This is a genomic window from Paenibacillus sp. EPM92 (assembly GCF_016586185.1).
GTDB lineage: Bacteria > Bacillota > Bacilli > Paenibacillales > NBRC-103111 > Paenibacillus_G > Paenibacillus_G validus.
The window spans coordinates 1-20,128 of record NZ_BCPS01000042.1 but is presented as its reverse complement, the minus strand read 5'-3'; the positions used below and the strand labels follow the sequence as shown (position 1 = coordinate 20,128).

Genomic DNA, 20,128 nt, shown 5'->3' with positions numbered 1-20,128 from the left:
CCTGCCGCAGCTCGTGCGCTTGCATCTACTAATCGTTACGCCCATACTTAAGCCATTCCGCTCACCTTGTAATAATCGGCAGCCCCCATGACGACCTCGCGCATCGGCAGATGGTAAGGACACATCGGCTCGCACAAGGGCTTCTCCTTACAGGGCTCGTGGTCGGCGCACGATAAAATCTTTTCCTTATTGTTCTGATAAAATCCGTCGCCCTTCGGCAGCAGCCCGAACGTCTTGCGGATTTGACTGGAAATCATAATGTCCGGAATCGCGATCTCCACCGGACAAGAGCAATAATTGCAGCGCCGGCAGTTATGCCCGCCCAGGTCAGCCGCCAGCCGCTCCAGCTCGGCACGCTCCGCGTGCCCCACTTCTTCGCGCATCGCCGCGATATTCTCTTCGACCTCGGCCTTGCTGACCATCCCGGACAGGATCACGTGAACATCTTGGCTGAACGGGTAGCGTATCGCCTTCGCCACGGGTTGAATAAAACCGCCCGACAGCGGCTTCATGGCCGTTTTCCCCATATTCAGACGGGTTAACTCCGGAATCAGCTCATCCAACGCGAACGGCTGCGCCAAATTCAGATGGAACAACACTTGATCGAACTGCTCCTTCTTAATCCACCTGGCCAACAAATCGGGCCGGTGCCCGGTAATGCCGATATGCCGGATGTACCCCTTCTCTTTCATCTCCAGCGCCGCCCGGTAAGCGCCTTCTTCGGCCATGGCCGCCTGATATTCCTCCACCTTATTCACATAATGGATTTGCAAAAGATCGATACAATCGGTCTTCATTCGCACCAGGCTTCGCTCGATCTCTTCCTTCGCCGTCTTGTAATCCCGCTTCGATGTCTTGGTAGCCAAAAAGTACTCCGACCGTCGGTGTGAAATGCATTCCCCGATAATTTCCTCGCTGTTGCGGTAGCCCGCCGCTGTATCGATATAATTAATCCCTTGATCGAGCGCATAGTTTAACGCTTCCCGCGCTTGCTCCAGCGGAACTCCCGGCAAATTCATCGCTCCAAAACCGAGCGAAGATACCCGATAGCCCGTCTTGCCGAATATGGAATAACGCATGACGTCCGTTTCCCTCCCCTGTGTGCCTTGGTTCATAAGCTCTTTGATCATTATAGTTCAAACCTACGCGAAAAAACACCCGTCCCCGGGTGTCCGTATCATCCAACTTGCCTCTTGCCAAGGCGGCTTTGCCGATAGCTTCAAAAAAACCGCACCCGGCCTGAATCAACAGCCGAATACGGTTCTCTTTCTTCAAGCGCCCCCCTGCCGTACACGCATCGCTCCCTGCCGTGTCACGGCAAGGATGGCTGATAGGCACCCATCGGCAGCGCAAGGAGATGACGTTTAATCGTCATTGTTATCACGGTCCCTGTTCCTGGAATCGTCCGACGTGGAGGAATTGCTATTCTGCTCCTGATTCTTCTTCGCTTCTTCTTGCCTCTTCCTGGCATCTTCCTGCTTCCTGCGTGCTTCCTCTTCCAGCTTCTTGCGTTCATCCTCCAACTTTTTCCGGGCTTCTTCCTGCTTCTCGCGCGCTTCCTCTTGCAGTTTCTTGCGTTCTTCCTCTTGCTTCTTCCGCGCTTCTTCCTGCTGATTCCGTTCTTCTTCCTGCTTCTTCTTCCTCTCTTCCGTCTGCTTCTTTAAATCTTCGAGGCGCCGGGCTTCTTCGCGCCGACGCTCATCATCCTTCTTTGCTTGCTCTTTATTGTTTGGGTTGTTGTCTTTCCTGTCGTCGCCCTTATTTGAGCCCGACCCGGACGATACCGGCTTCGTTACACCGGTCGACGGCTTCACGTTCGTGCCCTTGCGATCATCGTCGTCACGGTCGTCGTCACGGTCGTCGTCGCGATCGTTGGACGATTTGCCGGTCGTACCGTTTCTCTTGGCATCGTCTTTATTGCCGCTGCCGGAAGAACCGTTTTTGCCGCCGGACATCACCGGTCCCGATTTATCGGAAGAGCCGTTCGTCGTCCAACCGTTCCTGCCGTTCGACGTTGTTCCTTTGCCGGAGCCGGTTTCCGTTTTCTTCTCCGCCACCTTTTTATCCAGCTCGCCCGCTTTTTCCTGCTTCACGAGCTGCTTCAAATCGGCCTTCGTCGGCAGTTGATTCAGTCGAATCGATTGGGCTATATCCGGCTTCGATTTGGAAATTTTCAGCACCGATTCCTTCTTCAGCTCCTCCAGCGTCACATCCGCCCCGCTGTTCTTTGCATTCAAATAAACGGAATATTTCCCCGTCGAGACACCGTTCTGATTGGCCGCCTCGCGAACTTCCGCCGGTGCCGCAAAAGCGGCTATTTGATAAGACTTCGCCTGCTGCGGGTGTGTCGTTTCAATGTGCTTGGCCACCTGCTGCTTCAGCTTGGCCGCGAGCGATTCGTCGTTCACCTTGCTGCCCTCCTGCACGACGGTGCTGGTAATGACGATTTCCGCCTCGCCCCCGGCGAGCGCCTTCTGCTCGGCCTTATCCAGCAAGCCTTCGGTCACTTGCTCAAGCTTTTTCCCCTTATACTCGAGCGATTCGACCAAGGCTATCCCATCTTCATTCAAGCCCCGAAGCTCCAGCACGTTCTCGTCGATGTCGATGCCCATCTCGACGCTCGGATTGATGTCCATCGATATGTAGGCGACAACCTCAGGACTGCCGAGCTTGCCGTTAAAGCTTGCGAACAGCACCAGGCAAAAAATGACGGCCGCCGCAATGGCGGATCTTCCCGCTACCGAGGGACTTCGCCAGTTGATGCCGGAACTCGCATAGACGATCTCTTCCCCGATTTCACAGGCTCTCGTTTTACGGGAAATACGGTCGAACTTGCCGTCGGACCGCATCACCACAATGTGCCTGTCCGTCATTTCCATGACGATTCCTTTATGCATATACGTCCCCCCTTCCTCTAAGCCTCATCTCTGATATGTAAATAGTCTTTCAAATACGGGTACGGTCCGTTAAATATCAGAGCGACGGCGATAATGAATTTCCGATTACGTTCCAATGTTTTGCGGGAGACGTTTACCTGATCCAACAGTTCTTTAATCGGCAGCATGCGCTTTTGCAGCATGAGCCGCATCAAGTCTGCGTCGTCGGATAGTTTCTTGGCGATCCCGAATAAAGCTTGCCGCGAATCGTCATGCTTGGGTGAAGCCTCCACCAGCTCGTCAAATTTGATACCAAAGTCCGACAAGGAGCGGCTCAGATCGACGATCTCGCTTCGCCGTTCTTCCATGCCTTTCTGTTTCTCAAACTGCTCGATCGCTTGGTGAATTTCGACCGGGTTGACCGTATGTTCCTCCTCGTCCTCCACCTCGAACGTGCTATAAGGAATTTGCCCGGCAAAACGCTGCTCTTTACGCACATAATCGATCAGCCTCCGGCGGATGACTTGCTCCGAGAACCCTAGAAACGAACGGCCCGCCTGCGGCGAAAACTGATTGATGGCCTCGTTGAAAGCACCTAGCGCGATGCTGAATTCGTCGTCCCTCGCAGGATCGACGTAACGTTTGCAAAATCGGCTTGTGACCTTCGCAACATATGGCTGATAATCGGTTATAAATTGGTTGCGTAGGCGCAGATCACCTTCTTGAATTCGAATGACAATCTCTTCCGGAGTTTGCAGTTTCTCCGGCTCCGTGTGGTGTGATTGACGTTTTCCTAAAAATCTTTTAAATAAAACAAGCAGCAACCGTTCCACCTCACACTAAATTTTTCGCTACCCTCTATACGATTACGGGGGTACAGCAGACGAGCTCCCCCTAGATTCTTACAGGAATATTTATGAAAAAAAACGTCCCTCCCGGCAGCGTGACGAACGCTGGACCGGAACGGATTCCGGGCACATCGTCATGTTGCCGATCACGCTGCTTCTCCCCGAGAACCGGTTGGGATGAAGAGGAGAAAGCGCGTGGTGGAGGGACGTTTCGTCGGGTCGTAAAGATCAGGACATGCCGCGCATCGTTTTTTTACTTTTCAGCTTGTTTCGACGCTGGCTCAAGACGTTCAACCGCTTCTTCAGTTGCCGCTCCCATTCGTCATCGCCGATTTCCTTGGCGACCGTGAGCAGGTCGAGCGCCATGTCGATTTGGCTGCGCACCACATCGAGCGGTTCTTCATCCTCGTGGTTCACGCAGTTCTCGAACAATTCGGCTTGATCACGGTTCTCCACATACTCGCCGAAATCAACTTCCGGAGCTCCGTCCCCATGCGCATATTCGGCCAATATTTCGTATTCGTTCTCCACCAGATGATGCACTTCTACCCGGTGGCAAACCGGACAAAACAACAGAGGCACATTGTGAATCTGCGTTCTTATATGTTTTAACGTCCCCTTAGTCCCCAACATGCTGGCGCCGCAGCAAAAGCTCATTCACATTCGCCTCCAGTTTTGCATCTAAGTGACAACCGACATCGTAAATTGCGATACTGCGTTGTACGGTGTTGACAACCGGGCATCCGCTGCGATGCAGCAGCTGTAACACAGGCCGTGTTCCCCTTCGGGAGTCCGACCATCCTTAAAGTTATTCGACCAAATGTGTCAAAAATCCTCTTTTCCCCGAAAAACGCCATATGCTAAATATTGGTTGCGTATTATACCGCACGATTTTGGGAAAATTAACGCTTATTCCAACTGTATGAAGTGAGGTTTCCGGTTTATGATCAATCGCGTAAAGGAAAACTCCGGATCATCGGTACCCCGGCACTCGTTATGCACCGCTTAGCCGCCTCTATCCTGCTAGGTGCTCGGCGATTAGGACGCCGCTGTATTCGCACTTGTAGAGCGGTGCCGCAAACGTATTCTAAACTTCATGCAAGCGGCATACATATCTAAATAAAGGCTTCGTCTTCGGAAAATCCGCTGCCGTTCCTACTGGCGCAGTCGGATTTTTCCCACTTAACCCCCGCGTCCCCGAAAGGAGAGAATCGCTTGTGCAATTAATTTCGATCGGCTCCAAGCAAATTCCGTTCGTGCAGTATGATGACCAAGCCTCGCAAATGCATATTCAGTATTACACGGGTCAGACGTACACCTGCCTTGACGTCGCCCCCGACCAGTATCAGATGCTGCTGCAATCTCCCAACCGGTACGACATGATCATGCGAATGGCGGCCACGAAGACGGTATTTCCCCCTCAAGCGTAGACGGCGGATCAAGTACATAATCTCCCTTGCCCAGCGGGAGATTATTTTTTTTAGACTATCACTATTTAATTTTGGTAATAATAGGATGTGATTCTAGTAAGATCATCTTTTATTATCGCAAAAAAAGTGCGCCAATATCCGTTTTCATTCATTTTCATGGATTGACCCACTTGCCAGAAAACGGTACTCTAAAGTATGAAGATAGCATTCTGGATAGAGAAGGATGTGGATGCATTGCCCAGACATCTTGTCATCGGGAACGGCAAGTTTTTAATCAACTTGGATCGCAACACCTTCATGCGCGATCTGTACTACCCTTATGTAGGGCAATTGAACCACATCGGCGGTTATCAATGCCGCGTCGGCTTATGGGTGGACGGCAGTTTCACCTGGCTTTCCGATCCCGAATGGAATATCGAGCTTTCCTATGTCGAGGACTCGCTTGTCACGGAAGTCCGGGCATCGCATTATCATCTGGGTGTCACGCTGCTGATCAACGACGGGGTACACCAACGCGAAGACGTTTACTTGAAACGCATCCGAGTCCATAACCACTGGGATAAGGTCCGCGAAATCCGGCTGTTCTTCAATCAAGACTTGGTCATTAACGAAACCGAAGTCGGCGATACCGCCGCATACTATCCTCTGAACAACACCGTGTTTCATTATAAAAAAGACCGCTACTTCATGTTCAACGGCCTGACCGGCAGCGAAGGATTGTATCAATATACGACCGGCGTCAAACGATTTTATAACGCCGAAGGCACATGGCGCGACGCCGAGGACGGCCACTTGTCCGGGAACGCTATCGCGCAAGGCTCCGTCGACAGCACGATCTCCCTGCGTGCGCACGTGGCGCCGAACGCGGACGAATCGCTCTACTATTGGATGAGCGCAGGGAAAGACCTTGAAGAAGTGAAGAAGCTCGACGCTTATGTGAAAGAGAGCCACCCCGACAAACTGCTGGAGCGGGCCATCATCTACTGGCAGCGCTGGGTCAACAAGTCGGAACGCGATTACGGCAACCTGACCGAAGCTTGTATCCGCATGTACAAACAAAGCCTGCTGATCGTCCGGACCCAAACCGACGTCAATGGCGCGATTATCGCGGCTAACGACTCGGAAATCATGCAATCGAACCGCGATCATTACAGCTACATGTGGCCGCGGGACGGCGCGCTGATCGCGTACGCCATGACGATGGCCGGGTACCAGGGGATGATTACGCCGTTCTTCCATTTCTGCGCGAATGCGCTGTCTCCGGAAGGCTACCTGCATCATAAATATAACCCGGACGGTACTGTGGGGTCCAGCTGGCACCCTTATCTGAACGGAGGCAAAATGCAGCTGCCGATCCAGGAGGACGAAACCGCGCTCGTCTTGTTCGCACTGTGGCAGGATTACGTCCGCCACGAGGTGATCGAGCTGCCGCAGTCCCTGTACCGGACGCTTATCCGGCGCGCGGCGCGGTTCATGTCCAGCTATCTGGAGCATGACTTGTCCCTGCCCAAGCCGAGCTACGACCTGTGGGAGGAACGGTACGGCATTTATACGTTCACCGCGTCGGCGGTGTACGGCGGGTTGATCGCCGCGGCCAACTTCTGCAGCCTGTTCGGCGACGAAGAACGCTCCAACCGGTACCGCCATACCGCCGAGAAGATCAAGAACGGCATCCTGAAGCATCTATGGGACGAAGAGGAAGGCCGGTTCGTCCGCGGCTTGTACCTCGAGAACGGACAATGGGTCAAGGATCGTACTTACGAGAGCAGCGTTTACGGCATCTTCGAGTTTGGCGTCCTGCCGGCCGACGACCCCCGCGTCGTCAGCACGATGCGGGCGAACCGCGATCGCTTAACCATCAAAACCGATGTCGGCGGCGTCGCCCGCTACTACCACGACTATTACTTCCAGCGTTCTTCCGATATCGAGAATATCCCGGGCAACCCGTGGATCATTTGTACGCTGTGGATCGCAGAGTGGGAAATCGAATACGCCAAGACGCTCGCCGATCTCGAATCGCCGCGCAAGACACTCGAATGGGTCGTCCAGCACGCGATGGAAAGCGGTATTTTGCCGGAACAGCTCGATCCGTTCAATGGCGATCCGGTCTCGGTCGCCCCGCTCACTTGGTCGCATGCGACCTACGTGCTCGCCGTCGTGAAGTATACCGAGAAGTACAAGAAGCTGCTCGCAGCTTCGAAATAAGTACAGAATAACGGGCAGTTCCGGGCAGGCAGAGCTCGGGTCTCCTGCTCCGGAGCTGCTCAAACCACACATAACGGAACAACAGTTCGCTTGCATGTGAGACGATCGCAGCCTTGAACTTCATGGAATAAAGCAACGCTGTTCCGCTATTCCTCAATTCGAGCCAGCTCTAGCCCCTTAGCCGCTTGCAATTTAAATGTCATTTAAAATAACATGAACATCTCTTTTTTTCATCATTTCCGATGTTTCTATCTCTTAATTGTTTAAGAAGCATGTTAGTTCTTCAGTGGAATATTATAAATGTTATTTTACATAACACATATTGACATGTATATACCTATGAATTACAATTCGAGGTAAGCGAATAAGTATCCCCTTTTCGTTTACTAGAAACCGTACATTTCTAGCTGCGAAATAAATAGGCACGTTGTGCGTATTTTTTTCGTAGCTTTTTTGCATTCAAAGGAAGTTGAGCTCTTCATTTTCATATCAAACGGAGGAGTCAGTCATGGGAAGCTTGCTGATCAAGAATGCGCAAATCGTGACGATGAATGCACGCGAGGACATTGTAACCGGAGACGTCCGGATTCAGGACGACCTCATTCACGCCATCGGGCCCGACTTACAACCGATACCGGATGAGACGATCATTGACGCAACAGGTAGAACCGTCATTCCCGGCTTCGTCCAAACGCATATCCACCTGTGCCAAACGCTCTTCCGAGGCAAAGCCGACGATCTGGAGCTGCTCGATTGGTTAAAAAAGCGGATTTGGCCGCTGGAAGCCGCTCACGATCAGGAATCCATCTATTATTCGGCCATGCTCGGCATTGGCGAGTTGATCCAAAGCGGCACGACAACCATTGTCGATATGGAGACGGTCCATCATACGGACTATGCGTTTCAAGCGATTGCCGAAAGCGGAATTCGCGCCTTATCCGGGAAGGTCATGATGGATAAGGGAGATGAGGTCCCTTTACCTTTGCAAGAGAATACCTGGAACTCCCTCCAACAAAGCGTCGATTTGCTGGAGAAGTGGAACGGCTTCGATAACGGCCGCATCCAGTACGCGTTCTCCCCGAGATTCGTCATCTCATGCACCGAAGCCTTGTTACGGGAGGTTCAGAAGCTCTCGGCGCAGTATGAGGCGAAGGTGCACACCCATGCTTCGGAGAATCAGCATGAGATTCAAATCGTACAAGCAGAAACCGGCATGCGTAATGTCGTCTACCTCGATCACTTAGGTCTGGCGAACGAACGGTTGATACTGGCGCACTGCATCTGGCTGGATGCGGAAGAGAAGCGGATTATCCGTGAGAGAGGCGTGCACGTCAGCCATTGTCCCGGCTCCAATCTGAAGTTGGCGTCCGGTATTGCCGATACGCCGGGGATGCTGGAACTTGATATTTCCTTAAGCCTGGGCGCCGATGGGGCTCCGTGCAACAACAATCTGGATATGTTTAACGAGATGCGGCTGGCCGCGCTTATTCAGAAGCCCGTTCACGGCCCGACGGCCATGAACGCCCGTAGCGTCTTTCGTATGGCTACCATTGGCGGAGCCCGGGCCGTCGGCTTGGAGAAGCAGATCGGAAGCTTGGAACTCGGCAAGAAAGCCGACATGGCGATCTTGAACCTGAACAACTTCCACATGTACCCGTCCTTCGATGTCGATCCGATCTCCCGGATCGTCTACTCCGCCACCAGAGCCGACGTCGAAACGACCATTATTAACGGCAAGATCATCATGGAGAACGGAAAGATGCGAACGATCAACAAAGACGTCATCTTGCACGAAGCGAATCGTTCGATCCAGCGTCTGTTGAAACGAACCGCAATCAGCCGCTAGCGAAACAGCCAGGGATACACAGGCGTCGGCGCTCTGTCGGGGCGCCGACGCCGCTCCTTCAGGCACGTGGATGGGGGATTGATTCGGCAGACTTGCGGCCATTCTCATAAGAAAAGCTCCTGATCGGAGCCCTTTCGAGGAAAATCGCTATATCTCAAGAGAAAAACAACCCCGACGAAGCAAGGTTGTCCGTTTATTCGTGGGCATAAGTTTGTTCGTACTTCGCTGCGTCCCAGAGCTTGTCCAATTCGCCCGGATCGCTCATCTCGACGACTAACACCCAACCCTGCCCGTAGGGTGACATGTTGATAAGGCCAGGGTTCTCGTTCAACTTCCGGTTGATGTCGATCACCTTACCGGATACCGGCGCGTACAGTTCAGTAACCGTTTTCACCGATTCCATACTGCCGAACGGTTCTCCCGCGCGCAGCGTCTCCCCCACTTCCGGGAGCTCAATAAACACGATGACGCCGAACTCCTCCTGCGCAAAATCAGTTAACCCGACAACCGCGCGGTTTCCTTCAAGACGTACCCATTCGTGATTTTCGCTGTATTTCAGTCCTTGGATGATTTCCATCGATCGCTCTCCTTCTTAACCTTCTTAAGCTCATATAGCGTGGAAAAACCCCAGAGCCTGCCCGGGTAGGCAGACTGAGGGGTATAAGGGTCGGAAAAATCCGATTATTTCGCCACCAAGTGCTTGTCCCCTTTTTTCCAACCAACAGGGCACAAACCGCCGGATTGCAAAGCTTCGAGTACGCGGAGCGTTTCTTCAACGCTGCGGCCTACATTGTTATGGTGAACGACTTGGTATTGCAATTCGCCTTCCGGATTGATGATGAACAAGCCGCGAAGCGCGATACCTTCTTCTTCGATCAATACACCGTAGTCACGGGCTACGGATTTCGTCAGATCGGATGCAAGCGGGAAGTTCAGCTTACCAAGACCGTTTTGGTCCACTGGTGTGTTGATCCATGCGCGATGGGAATGTTTGCTGTCAACCGATACGCCAAGGATTTCAGCGTTCACAGCTTTGAACTGAGGCGCCGCATCGCTGATCGCCGTAATTTCTGTCGGGCAAACGAAAGTGAAGTCGAGCGGATAGAAGAACAAGACGAGCCATTTGCCCTTGTAATCGGAAAGAGAGACTTTACCGAAATCGGAGCCATCGCCCAGAACTGTTTCCATCGTGAAATCAGGAGCCGGTTTACCTACTAAACGTTCAGACATGTGTATAATATCCTCCTTGTTGTAATTTATTGATAATGATTATCACACTTTAAATCCTATCATTCGACAATAGCAAAGTCAAGATTAAAGCAATTACTTCATGATAATCATTATAAACTGTCACATTTTGTACAAAATTGTCGGTCTCTTATCCTTTTTGACTGGACTGACAAAGAAAAACTCTTAAGAAAGAGTATTTCCCAAGAGTTTAACTGTATACCCGGTTATAGTTTATTAACTAGCAAGCTTATTTACGGATTGCGTTCACGATCAAATCGCCCATCGCTACGGTACCGATGGCTTTGCTCTTATCGACAGCGATGTCGCCTGTACGGTGACCTGCATCAAGCACTTCTTTCACGGCGCGCTCGATCGCTTCCGCCGCGTCATGGTATCCGAACGTAAGGCGGTACATCAAGGCGACGGACAAGATGGTCGCGATCGGGTTCGAGATGCCTTGTCCCGCAATATCCGGCGCAGAGCCGTGTACCGGCTCGTACAAGCCGAAGGCGCCTTCGCCAAGGGAAGCGGAAGACAACATCCCGATCGAACCGGTCAGCATAGCCGCTTCGTCACTAAGAATATCTCCGAACATGTTCTCCGTCACGATGACGTCGAAGCTGGACGGACGGCGCAGCAGCTGCATCGCGCAGTTGTCCACGAGCACATGCTCAAGCTCGACATCCGGATATTCCGGCGCAATCCGGTTAACCACTTCACGCCACAGGCGGGAAGTCTCAAGCACGTTCGCTTTGTCGACCGAAGCAAGCTTCTTGCGGCGGGTTTGGGCAATTTCGAACGCTTGGCGCACGATACGCTCCACTTCTGTCACGTTATACACGCACGTATCGACGGCTTCCTGGCCTTGCGCGCCTTCGCGGCGGAACTTCTCTCCGAAGTAGATGCCGCCGGTCAGCTCGCGCACCACAATCAGGTCGGTGCCCTCGAGTACTTCCGGTTTCAAGGTCGAAGCGTCTTTCAAGCAATCGAACACGTTCGCCGGGCGAATGTTCGAGAATAAACCGAGTGCTTTACGAATGCCGAGCAAGCCCGTTTCGGGGCGAAGTTCTTTCGGGTTATTGTCCCATTTCGGACCTCCGACTGCGCCGAGCAGCACAGCGTCGGAATTTTTACAGATGTCCAGCGTCTCTTGCGGCAGCGGAGTGCCTTTCTCATCGATCGCGATTCCGCCGAACAAACCGTGCTCGAATTCAAAACGGTAGCCGAACAGCTCCTCTGTCTTCTTCATTACTTTAATCGCTTCCGCCACAACTTCGGGACCGATCCCGTCGCCTGCGATGACGGCGATTTTCTTTACATCTGCCATTCGTTCCACTCCTCATTTCATTGGGGTTCATTAGTTCAGTTGTAGCATATTTATCCGCTGTTTACAAAGATATAAAATCTATCATCTTCATAGGCATTGACTATATACCTATAGGTTGATCCTCGGGACCGATTTGAAGGTTGTCATCCTAGTTGCAAAGGATTAAAATAAATTTAATAGATTCAATACAACTATAAAGCGCGACATAACTGCCCGCTGTTAAAGGAGTCCATTCCCATGAATTATCGCTTCTCGGAGACGATCGACAGCTTCAAATCGTCCGCCGTTCGTGAGATTCTGAAGCTCACGCAAGGACGCTCGATCATTTCGCTCGCCGGCGGTTTGCCGAATGAGCAATACTTTCCGCTGGATGCCGTACGAGACGCGTTCGCGCGCGTGTTCGAGCAAGGCAACAGCGTACTGCAATACGGATTAACGGAAGGCTTCACCCCTTTACGGGAAAGCATTTCCAAGCATTTGGCGCGCAAAGGCATTCATGCCGGCATCGACAACATGCTGCTTACAACCGGCTCTCAGCAAGCGATCGACCTGCTGACGAAAATTTATGTCGACCCGGGCGACGTCATTCTGGTAGAGAAGCCGACGTATTTGGCCGCCATTCAAGTGTTTCAATCGCATAAAGCGCGGCTTGTATCGGTGGACTGCGACACGGACGGCATGAACCCGGAAGATTTGGAACGCAAAATCAAGCTGCATCAGCCGAAGTTCGTGTACGTCATCCCGACGTTCGCCAACCCGACAGGAAAAGCCTGGAGCATCGAACGCCGGCAGCATACGCTGGACATCTGTAAGCGCAACAACGTGCTCATTCTGGAGGACGATCCATACGGAGAGCTGCGTTTCGGCAAAGGCGAGCCCTTGCCTTCCATCTTCTCGCTGGGCGGCGAGGCGGACGGCAATCCGGTCATTTACACGAGCACCTTCTCCAAAATCGTCGCCCCTGCGCTGCGTACCGGCTGGGTCGTCGGCGATAAAGAAGTCATCCGCCATATGGCGCGCGCTAAACAAGCGGCCGACCTGCATTCGAGCACCATGGACCAGCAGGCGATCCACCAAATTTTCGAAAGCTTCGACATTTACGGTCACATTGATCTGATTCGTACGCAGTACGAGATCCGGATGCACCAAATGATCGATCTGTTGAAAGCGCAAAATTGGGAAGGTGTAAAGTGGGTTGAGCCGAAAGGCGGCATGTTCATCTGGGTGGAGATGCCACAGCACATCGATACCGCCGAACTGATGAAGTTCGCCGTCGAGGAAGGCGTCGCTTTCGTACCGGGCGTCAGCTTCTATGCCGACGAGCCGCAAACGAATTCGATGCGACTCAACTTTACGCATACGGACTACGAAGAAATGAAAACGGCGTTCGAGCGGCTGAACCGCGCCATCGAAAAGTTACAATCGGTTGCCGTTCAACCGTAAGACACACTTCCGATTATTCGCCTTCTGAGCATAAAAAAAACGACTGACATTTAAATGTCAGTCGTTTTTGCGTTAAACCGTCGATACGTTGTTGCGTCCGCGTGCAGGCGTTTTGCGTTTGTCAATCAAACGGTTGATCGCATCCACATAGGCGCGCGCGCTCGCTTCGAGGATGTCTGTGCTCACGCCGCGGCCCTGTACGGAATAATCGCCCTGCTTCAGCACGACATGCACCTCGCCGAGGGCGTCCTTGCCTTGCGTCACGGATTGGATCGAGTAGTCGTCAAGCTCAACGTCTTCCTTCGTCGCTTTATCGATCGCATTGTAGATCGCGTCGACGGAGCCGTTGCCAACTGCCGCTTCATCCAGCGTCTGGCCTTCCAGCGTACGAATCCGCACCGTTGCGGTCGGCGTGGATTGGTTCCCGTACGACACTTGGATCATCTCGAGCGCGAACACTTCCGGCGTCTCGATCAGCTTCTCCTCGACCAGCGCCAGGATGTCTTCGTCAGTGACCTGCTTCTTCTTATCGGCCAATGCCTTAAACTTCCCGAACGCCGTATTGAGCTGTTCGTCGTTCAAGCTGTAACCAAGCTCCACCAGCTTCTCGCGGAACGCGTGACGGCCGGACAGCTTACCCAGCGGCAGCTTGCCGCCCTTCAGCCCGATCTTCTCCGGAGACATGATCTCGTAGGTCGTCTTCTCCTTCAGCACGCCGTCCTGATGAATGCCCGATTCGTGCGCGAAGGCGTTGGCGCCGACAATCGCCTTGTTCCCCGGCACGACCATGCCGGTCAGCTTGCTGACCAAGCGGCTCGTACGCGCAATCTCGGATAACGTCAGCGTTGTCTTCGCCTGGAAGTACTCCTGACGCGTCTCGAGCGCCAACGCCACCTCTTCGATCGCCGTGTTGCCGGCGCGCTCGCCGATGCCGTTGATGGTGCCCTCGATCTGATCCGCACCGTTCAAAATCGCCGCCAAGGCGTTCACCGTAGCCATCCCGAGGTCATCGTGACAATGAGCGCTAAGCTGGATCTTCTCGATGCCCGGTACGGTTTCCTTCAACGTCTTGAAAATGTTGCCGTACTCATACGGGGTCATGTACCCGACCGTATCGGGGATGTTCACGACCGTCGCGCCGGAGCGGATCGCCAGATCGGTTACCTCGCAGAGGAAATCAAGCTCGGTACGCCCTGCATCCTCGGCCGAAAACTCGATTTTGCTGAAATATTTCCTGGCATACTTGATCGCCGCTTCAGCCGCTTCCAACACCTGATGCTTCTCCATTCTCAGCTTATGCTTGCGGTGAATGGGGCTGGTCGCCAGGAACAGGTGAATACATGGATCCTCCGCGCCTTGAAGCGCCTCACGCACGGCTTCGATGTCCTGCTCGCGCGAGCGGGACAACCCGATAACAGATGCATTCTTGACGGCTCTGGCCACCGCGTTAACGGCAGCCAGATCGCCGGGGGATGCTGCCGGGAAGCCGGCTTCGATGCGGTCTACGCCAAGCTTCTCGAGCTGCAAAGCAATTTCCACCTTCTCCTGAATGTTCAGGTTGACGCCTGGAGATTGCTCGCCGTCACGCAGCGATGTATCGAAAATATAAATTTTTCTCATGCCGGTTTCACCTACGCTTTACCGAAATATGGAATACTTACTTAAAGCAGAAAAAGGTACGGCTCGAAACGTGCGGAACGCCCGGCGCTTCCGGTTCGTCCCGCCTGACGTCATCAAGCCGACCTTATACAGTGCTGACATGTAAACCGCTGACTAGCGTAAAAACTACTTCTTGATCCAGTGCATCATTTCACGCAGCTGGGAACCGACTTGCTCCAATGGATGCTCGGACTCCAGGCGACGGGTAGCCGTCATGAATGCGTTGCCGGATTGGTTCTCCAGGATGAAGTCGCGAGCGAATTTACCTTGTTGGATATCGGACAGTACGCGCTTCATTTCTTTCTTCGTTTCTTCCGTGATGATGCGAGGACCGGTTACATAGTCACCGTACTCAGCCGTATTGGAGATCGAATGTCTCATCGTTGCGAGGCCGCCCTCGTACATCAGGTCAACGATCAGCTTCAGCTCGTGCAAACACTCGAAGTAAGCCATCTCTGGAGCGTAGCCTGCCTCTACCAACGTTTCGAAGCCCGCTTTCACGAGTGCGGACGCGCCGCCGCAAAGTACGGCTTGCTCGCCGAACAAGTCGGTTTCGGTTTCTTCGCGGAAGGACGTTTCGATAACGCCTGCGCGTGTGCAGCCGATTCCTTTTGCATAAGCAAGGCCGATTTCTTTCGCTTGGCCGGTTGCATCTTGGTGAACGGCGATCAGACCAGGTACGCCAAAGCCTTCCACGTATACACGGCGAACCATGTGACCTGGAGATTTCGGAGCGACGAGGAATACGTCTTTATCCGCGGACGGATTGATTTGCCCGAAATGAACGTTGAAACCATGGGAGAACATGATCGCTGCGCCATGCTTCAGGTTCGGTTCGATTTCGCTTTTATATACGCGAGCTTGCGTCTCGTCCGGCATCAAGATTTGTACGATGTCGGCCAATTTCGTAGCTTCTGCTACCGAGTACACGTCAAAACCGTCGTTTTTCGCTTGTTCGAAGGATTTACCTTGGCGAAGACCGATAATAACTTTCAAGCCGCTGTCGCGCAAGTTTTGCGCCTGAGCGTGGCCTTGGCTTCCGTAGCCGATAATCGCAATCGTTTTGCCTTTCAGAACGTTCAGGTCTGCATCTTTTTCATAATACGTAGTTACTGCCATGGTATAATAGCTCCTCCTTTAATTTAAAACCCTGTGAGTGGGTGCTCAAACGCACCACCGGCCTGCGGGCTTCCGTCCGTAGGAAAGGTCATCCGCTTGAGATCCCACTCACAGGAACATTGTACTATGTTTTGGGTTACTTCACCATACCGCGAATCATCGCGGTTACGCCCGTGCGGGATAATTCCTTAATGCCGTAAGGCTTAAGCAGCTCGGTCATCGCGTCGATTTTCTCGGAATCGCCGACGACCTGCACGATCAGCGAGTTCGGGCCGATGTCGACGACCGCTGCGCGGAACGTCTCGACGACGCCGAGAATTTCGGGCCGCATATTCGGCTCGGCATTCACTTTGATGAGCGCGAGCTCGCGGGCGACCATCGGATTGGAGCTCAGATCGACGACCTTGATGACGTCGATCAGCTTATACAGCTGCTTGGAAACCTGCTCCAACGTATGATCGTCTCCAGTCGTGACGATGACCATGCGCGAGAGACCGTTCTCCTCCGATTCCCCGACTGTAATGCTCTCGATATTGAAACCCCGGCGGCCGAACAGGCCGGATACGCGCTGCAGCACACCGGGCTGGTTATTCACTAGAACGGAAATGGTGTGTTTGCGTGTCATTCCGAATCCCCCAGTATCATTTGATCTATCGTCGAGCCTTGCGTTACCATCGGGAACACGTTCTCGTGCTTCCGAACGACGAATTCGACGAGAACCGGACCCGGGGTATCGAGCGCTTCCTGCCAAGCGCGGCGCGCTTCTTCCTTGTTCGTGGCGCGAAGGCCCTTCACGCCGTAAGCTTCCGCCAGCTTCACGAAATCCGGGCTGCCGGCCAAGTCGATATGGCTGTAGCGATTATCGTAGATGATTTCCTGCCACTGGCGAACCATACCGAGCACTTGGTTATTGATGACGACGATTTTCACCGGAATTTTGTTAATGGCGCAAATCGCCAGCTCCTGCGAGCACATTTGCATCCCGCCGTCGCCGTTGATCGAGACGACCAACCGGTCAGGATTCGCTACTTGCGCGCCGATCGCCGACGGGAATCCGAAGCCCATCGTGCCCAGGCCGCCCGAAGTGATCCACGAACGCGGCTTGTTGAATTTGTAGAACTGCGCGGCCCACATCTGATGCTGGCCGACGTCCGTTGTGACGATCGCATCGCCTTTCGTCGTCTCATGAATCATCTCGATCACATACTGCGGCTTCAGCTCAGTCTCGGAGTCGTTGTACTTGAGCGGATTGTTCCGCTTCAGCTCTATCACTTCCGCGATCCAGCTCTCCGACTTTGCCGCTTTCGCCTTCTGGTTGGCCAGCTGCAGAACGGCTTTGATGTCGCCGACTACCGGAATGGCTGTCTCGACGATTTTGCCGATCTCCGCCGGATCGACGTCAATGTGCACGATCTTCTTCGCTTTCGGCGCGAAGCCGTCCACCTTCATCGTCACGCGGTCGTCAAAGCGGGCGCCGATGCCGATCAGCAGGTCGCAGTTTTGCAGCGCCATATTAGCCGCATACGTGCCGTGCATGCCCGGCATGCCGAGCCACAAATCGTCGGCGCTCGGGAATCCGCCCAAGCCGAGCAGCGTTGTGGTAACCGGGATGCGCGTTTTGCGCACGAATTCCATCAGCTCTTCCGCCGCATTCGCATATACAACACCGCCGCCGGCAATAATCATCGGGCGTTCGCTCGCTGCGATGGCTTCCAGCATCCGGTCGACCTGCAGCTTGTTCGGCTGCACCGTCGGATGATAGCCGCGAATATCCACCTTGTCCGGATACGAGAACGGGGCCGCCGCGTTGGAGACATCCTTCGGAATATCGATCAGCACCGGACCTTTGCGCCCTGTCGATGCGATATGGAACGCTTCTTTAATAATGCGGGGCAGATCCTTCACATCGCGCACCAAGTAGCTGTGCTTCGTAATCGGCATCGTGATGCCGGTAATATCCGCTTCCTGGAACGCATCCGTTCCAATCACCGTCGTCGCGACATTGCCGGTAATGACGACGAGCGGCACCGAATCCATATACGCGGTGGCGATCCCCGTAACGAGGTTCGTCGCTCCCGGCCCGCTCGTGGCGATACAGACGCCGACCTTACCGGTCGAACGGGCGTAACCGTCCGCCGCATGAATGGCTCCCTGCTCGTGACGCGTCAGCAAATGATTGAAATCGGGATTGCCGTGCATCGCATCATAAATATATAAAACCGCTCCACCCGGATAACCGAAGACGCAATCGACACCTTCCAGCAGCAAGCTGCGCAACAGCATTTCCGATCCGGTGATGACATCTGGCTTCAACAGCTCTTCGCGAAGCTGCTCTTTAGACTTTTGTGTGGTTTGTACGATCATGGGTTGGGCCTCCTTCTCTAGATTTAGGACGACGCTTGTAAAATAAGCAAAAAACCCCTCTCGCCCCCAAACGCAAATGCGCCTGACGGGACGAAAGGGGTTGATCTTCCGTGGTACCACCCAAATTTGTTAAATGCCTCACGGCAAATAACCTTAGCAGGTAATGAACGTTGCTAGCAAACGTTACGCTTACCCTCGGCACAATAACGAGTGCCAATCCGATTTTCCCTACTAGCTGCAGCTTGGCATAGCCGCACTTTTCAGGAAAACAGCTCCGAGGTGAGCTCGTAGATAAGGGATTATGGCATTGGTTTCAGCAAATCCAAATGCTCTCTGAACATAAGGGCCCTTAGCACTTCGTCCTCTTCACAGCTGTTAACTGCTGTTTTGTACTTTAATGTATTATATGACGAATCGAGGACTTCGTCAAGAAGAATCGATTTCAGCCTTGCTTCGCGCCTACGGGCAAAAACCGCCGGTTGCGAACGAAAGGTATTCTGCGAAAGTTGTCGTTAGAGGTTGTCAATCATGGACAGGTCGGGTAAAAAGACGTACCTGTACCGTTAAACTTGAAGGGAGTGATTGAAGTTGCGCAAGCCCCTCTTGTCGATTCTCGCTGCTCTGATCCTCATTTCCGCCTTGAGCGTTCTGCTTGTAGCGAACCTTCCGTCCGACCTTCAAGCCGCTTCGCCCCAGGCATCGGCTTCCGTTCAGCAAGCCGCACCTGCACCGGCTGCCGGACGGGTATTGAAGCCCGTACCGAAGTCGCCGCCGTCAAACCAGCCGCTGCTCACATTCTCTGTGCTCAGCGATGCGCACGTCCGCGCTGAAGACGAGTCGTCCCATCAGAAGTTAAGCGCCGCTTTAAGCGATCTGCATAACCTCGATCCGAATGCGGAAACCATCATCTTAAACGGCGACATGACCGACGGCTTACCCGAGGATTATGAAGCTTTCCGGAACATTCTGGAAACTGCTCCGCTTCCGGACAAGCTCTTGTATGCGATTGGAAATCACGAATACTATAAAGCCTGGCATGACGATCAGGGCCGATGGAAGCCGGCAAGCTTCCCCAATGGCGAAACGGAGCAGACGTCCCAGACGCGCTTCCTGCAATTCTCCAACGCCGAGAACCTCTATTTCGAGCGGATCATTGCAGGATACCGGTTTATCGTGCTCGGTTCGGAACAATACCGGCAATCCGCTCCGGGTAATGGAGAGGATGCTGTTCTTTCTGCGAAGCAGCTGCATTGGTTGGACGAGAAGCTCCACGAGGAGGACGGTTCCGGCAATCCGATCTTCGTGTTCTTGCATCAGCCGCTTCCTTACACGGTAGCCGGCAGCGGGCTGAATCGCGGGGTCGTGGCCTATACCGAGCTCAAATCGATTTTGTCGAAATACCCGCAGGTTATTTTCTTCTCAAGCCACACGCACTGGGAATTGAAAACGCCGTATACGATGAGATGGGATCAATTTACCATGATCAACACCTCCTCCGTAGGTCATCCTTTAACGGATGACGGTAAGGGAGGCGAAACGGAGACGGCGCCCGAAGATAGCGAAGGGTTATTCGTTCGCGTCTTCGCAGACCGGGTGGAGGTGCGGGGCCGTGACTTTGCCCGCAATCGCTGGGTGCCTGAAGCTCAGTTCAGCGTGCCCGTTCCCGGCAGGTGAACGGAAAGGAACCTTACAACGAAGGCATGAAGCCATGCGCAAGGTGCCGGCGTGCGTCGGATGCTCCATCCTTCGCTCTCCGGCATCAGTCTGGCTTGCCCCAGGTG

Annotated in this window: 16 protein-coding genes; 5 read left to right on the top strand and 11 right to left on the bottom strand. The window is 53.4% G+C overall.

Annotated elements, in window-relative coordinates; genetic code table 11:
• Positions 1-47 precede the first annotated feature (47 nt).
• The 4 genes from JMF85_RS07625 to JMF85_RS07610 all read right to left on the bottom strand — a co-directional run bounded on the left by JMF85_RS07625 (position 48) and on the right by JMF85_RS07610 (position 4,381).
• Positions 48-1,079 carry an aldo/keto reductase gene (locus tag JMF85_RS07625; protein ID WP_155615650.1) on the bottom strand — a complete coding sequence of 344 codons (1,032 nt, stop codon included), beginning with the start codon at positions 1,077-1,079 and terminating at the stop codon, positions 48-50.
• A 285-nt stretch (positions 1,080-1,364) separates the two neighbouring features.
• Positions 1,365-2,897, bottom strand: coding sequence for an anti-sigma-I factor RsgI family protein (locus JMF85_RS07620; RefSeq protein WP_201317996.1), 1,533 nt, complete (start codon positions 2,895-2,897; stop codon positions 1,365-1,367).
• Between the two features lie 17 nt (positions 2,898-2,914).
• Positions 2,915-3,700 carry an RNA polymerase sigma factor SigI gene (gene sigI, locus JMF85_RS07615; RefSeq protein WP_054800201.1) on the bottom strand — a complete coding sequence of 262 codons (786 nt, stop codon included), beginning with the start codon at positions 3,698-3,700 and terminating at the stop codon, positions 2,915-2,917.
• Positions 3,701-3,952: 252 nt separating this feature from the next.
• Positions 3,953-4,381: a hypothetical protein gene (locus tag JMF85_RS07610; protein ID WP_127610478.1), complete on the bottom strand. Its 429-nt coding sequence runs from the start codon at positions 4,379-4,381 to the stop codon at positions 3,953-3,955.
• Between the two features lie 560 nt (positions 4,382-4,941).
• Between JMF85_RS07610 and JMF85_RS07605 the strand changes: the two genes are divergently transcribed.
• The 3 genes from JMF85_RS07605 to JMF85_RS07595 all read left to right on the top strand — a co-directional run bounded on the left by JMF85_RS07605 (position 4,942) and on the right by JMF85_RS07595 (position 9,205).
• Positions 4,942-5,154, top strand: coding sequence for a KTSC domain-containing protein (locus tag JMF85_RS07605; protein ID WP_054797932.1), 213 nt, complete (start codon positions 4,942-4,944; stop codon positions 5,152-5,154).
• A 234-nt stretch (positions 5,155-5,388) separates the two neighbouring features.
• Positions 5,389-7,359, top strand: coding sequence for a glycoside hydrolase family 15 protein (locus JMF85_RS07600; protein ID WP_164751970.1), 1,971 nt, complete (start codon positions 5,389-5,391; stop codon positions 7,357-7,359).
• A 508-nt stretch (positions 7,360-7,867) separates the two neighbouring features.
• Positions 7,868-9,205, top strand: coding sequence for a 5'-deoxyadenosine deaminase (locus tag JMF85_RS07595; RefSeq protein ID WP_127610482.1), 1,338 nt, complete (start codon positions 7,868-7,870; stop codon positions 9,203-9,205).
• Between the two features lie 193 nt (positions 9,206-9,398).
• Here JMF85_RS07595 and gcvH read toward each other — a convergent pair whose 3' ends face one another.
• The 3 genes from gcvH to leuB form a co-directional block, all read right to left on the bottom strand.
• Complete coding sequence (gcvH, locus tag JMF85_RS07590; RefSeq protein ID WP_155615633.1) at positions 9,399-9,782, bottom strand: glycine cleavage system protein GcvH; 384 nt, start codon at positions 9,780-9,782, stop codon at positions 9,399-9,401.
• 104 nt (positions 9,783-9,886) lie between these two features.
• A complete protein-coding gene (locus tag JMF85_RS07585) occupies positions 9,887-10,435 on the bottom strand; it encodes a peroxiredoxin (RefSeq protein WP_054800195.1) in 549 nt (182 codons plus the stop codon).
• Positions 10,436-10,682: 247 nt separating this feature from the next.
• A complete protein-coding gene (gene leuB, locus JMF85_RS07580) occupies positions 10,683-11,762 on the bottom strand; it encodes a 3-isopropylmalate dehydrogenase (RefSeq protein ID WP_127610486.1) in 1,080 nt (359 codons plus the stop codon).
• 237 nt (positions 11,763-11,999) lie between these two features.
• Between leuB and JMF85_RS07575 the strand changes: the two genes are divergently transcribed.
• Positions 12,000-13,205 carry an aminotransferase-like domain-containing protein gene (locus JMF85_RS07575; protein WP_127610488.1) on the top strand — a complete coding sequence of 402 codons (1,206 nt, stop codon included), beginning with the start codon at positions 12,000-12,002 and terminating at the stop codon, positions 13,203-13,205.
• A gap of 72 nt (positions 13,206-13,277) precedes the next feature.
• On the opposite strand, the gene JMF85_RS07570 is transcribed toward JMF85_RS07575, so the two are convergent.
• The 4 genes from JMF85_RS07570 to ilvB all read right to left on the bottom strand — a co-directional run bounded on the left by JMF85_RS07570 (position 13,278) and on the right by ilvB (position 18,347).
• Positions 13,278-14,825 carry a 2-isopropylmalate synthase gene (locus JMF85_RS07570; protein WP_127610472.1) on the bottom strand — a complete coding sequence of 516 codons (1,548 nt, stop codon included), beginning with the start codon at positions 14,823-14,825 and terminating at the stop codon, positions 13,278-13,280.
• Between the two features lie 165 nt (positions 14,826-14,990).
• The gene (ilvC, locus tag JMF85_RS07565; protein ID WP_054797931.1) at positions 14,991-15,983 is read right to left on the bottom strand and encodes a ketol-acid reductoisomerase; all 993 of its coding nucleotides are present in this window, start codon (positions 15,981-15,983) and stop codon (positions 14,991-14,993) included.
• Positions 15,984-16,119: 136 nt separating this feature from the next.
• Positions 16,120-16,608: an acetolactate synthase small subunit gene (gene ilvN, locus JMF85_RS07560; protein WP_127610470.1), complete on the bottom strand. Its 489-nt coding sequence runs from the start codon at positions 16,606-16,608 to the stop codon at positions 16,120-16,122.
• Positions 16,605-18,347, bottom strand: a complete 1,743-nt coding sequence (gene ilvB / locus JMF85_RS07555) for a biosynthetic-type acetolactate synthase large subunit (protein ID WP_201317995.1) — start codon at positions 18,345-18,347, stop codon at positions 16,605-16,607. The genes ilvN and ilvB overlap by 4 nt, the downstream gene beginning before the upstream one ends.
• 588 nt (positions 18,348-18,935) lie before the next feature.
• On the opposite strand from ilvB, the gene JMF85_RS07550 reads away from it, so the two are divergent.
• The gene (locus JMF85_RS07550; RefSeq protein ID WP_236595767.1) at positions 18,936-20,021 is read left to right on the top strand and encodes a metallophosphoesterase family protein; all 1,086 of its coding nucleotides are present in this window, start codon (positions 18,936-18,938) and stop codon (positions 20,019-20,021) included.
• The last annotated feature ends 107 nt before the right edge of the window (positions 20,022-20,128 follow it).

Coding starts and splice junctions, on each gene's coding strand:
- JMF85_RS07570 (WP_127610472.1), bottom strand. CDS start 14,825: ATGAGAAAAATTTATATTTTCGATACATCGCTGCGTGACGGCGAGCAA.
- gcvH (WP_155615633.1), bottom strand. CDS start 9,782: ATGGAAATCATCCAAGGACTGAAATACAGCGAAAATCACGAATGGGTA.
- ilvB (WP_201317995.1), bottom strand. CDS start 18,347: ATGATCGTACAAACCACACAAAAGTCTAAAGAGCAGCTTCGCGAAGAG.
- JMF85_RS07610 (WP_127610478.1), bottom strand. CDS start 4,381: ATGAGCTTTTGCTGCGGCGCCAGCATGTTGGGGACTAAGGGGACGTTA.
- JMF85_RS07575 (WP_127610488.1), top strand. CDS start 12,000: ATGAATTATCGCTTCTCGGAGACGATCGACAGCTTCAAATCGTCCGCC.
- JMF85_RS07595 (WP_127610482.1), top strand. CDS start 7,868: ATGGGAAGCTTGCTGATCAAGAATGCGCAAATCGTGACGATGAATGCA.
- JMF85_RS07620 (WP_201317996.1), bottom strand. CDS start 2,897: ATGCATAAAGGAATCGTCATGGAAATGACGGACAGGCACATTGTGGTG.
- JMF85_RS07625 (WP_155615650.1), bottom strand. CDS start 1,079: ATGCGTTATTCCATATTCGGCAAGACGGGCTATCGGGTATCTTCGCTC.
- leuB (WP_127610486.1), bottom strand. CDS start 11,762: ATGGCAGATGTAAAGAAAATCGCCGTCATCGCAGGCGACGGGATCGGT.
- ilvC (WP_054797931.1), bottom strand. CDS start 15,983: ATGGCAGTAACTACGTATTATGAAAAAGATGCAGACCTGAACGTTCTG.
- JMF85_RS07585 (WP_054800195.1), bottom strand. CDS start 10,435: ATGTCTGAACGTTTAGTAGGTAAACCGGCTCCTGATTTCACGATGGAA.
- ilvN (WP_127610470.1), bottom strand. CDS start 16,608: ATGACACGCAAACACACCATTTCCGTTCTAGTGAATAACCAGCCCGGT.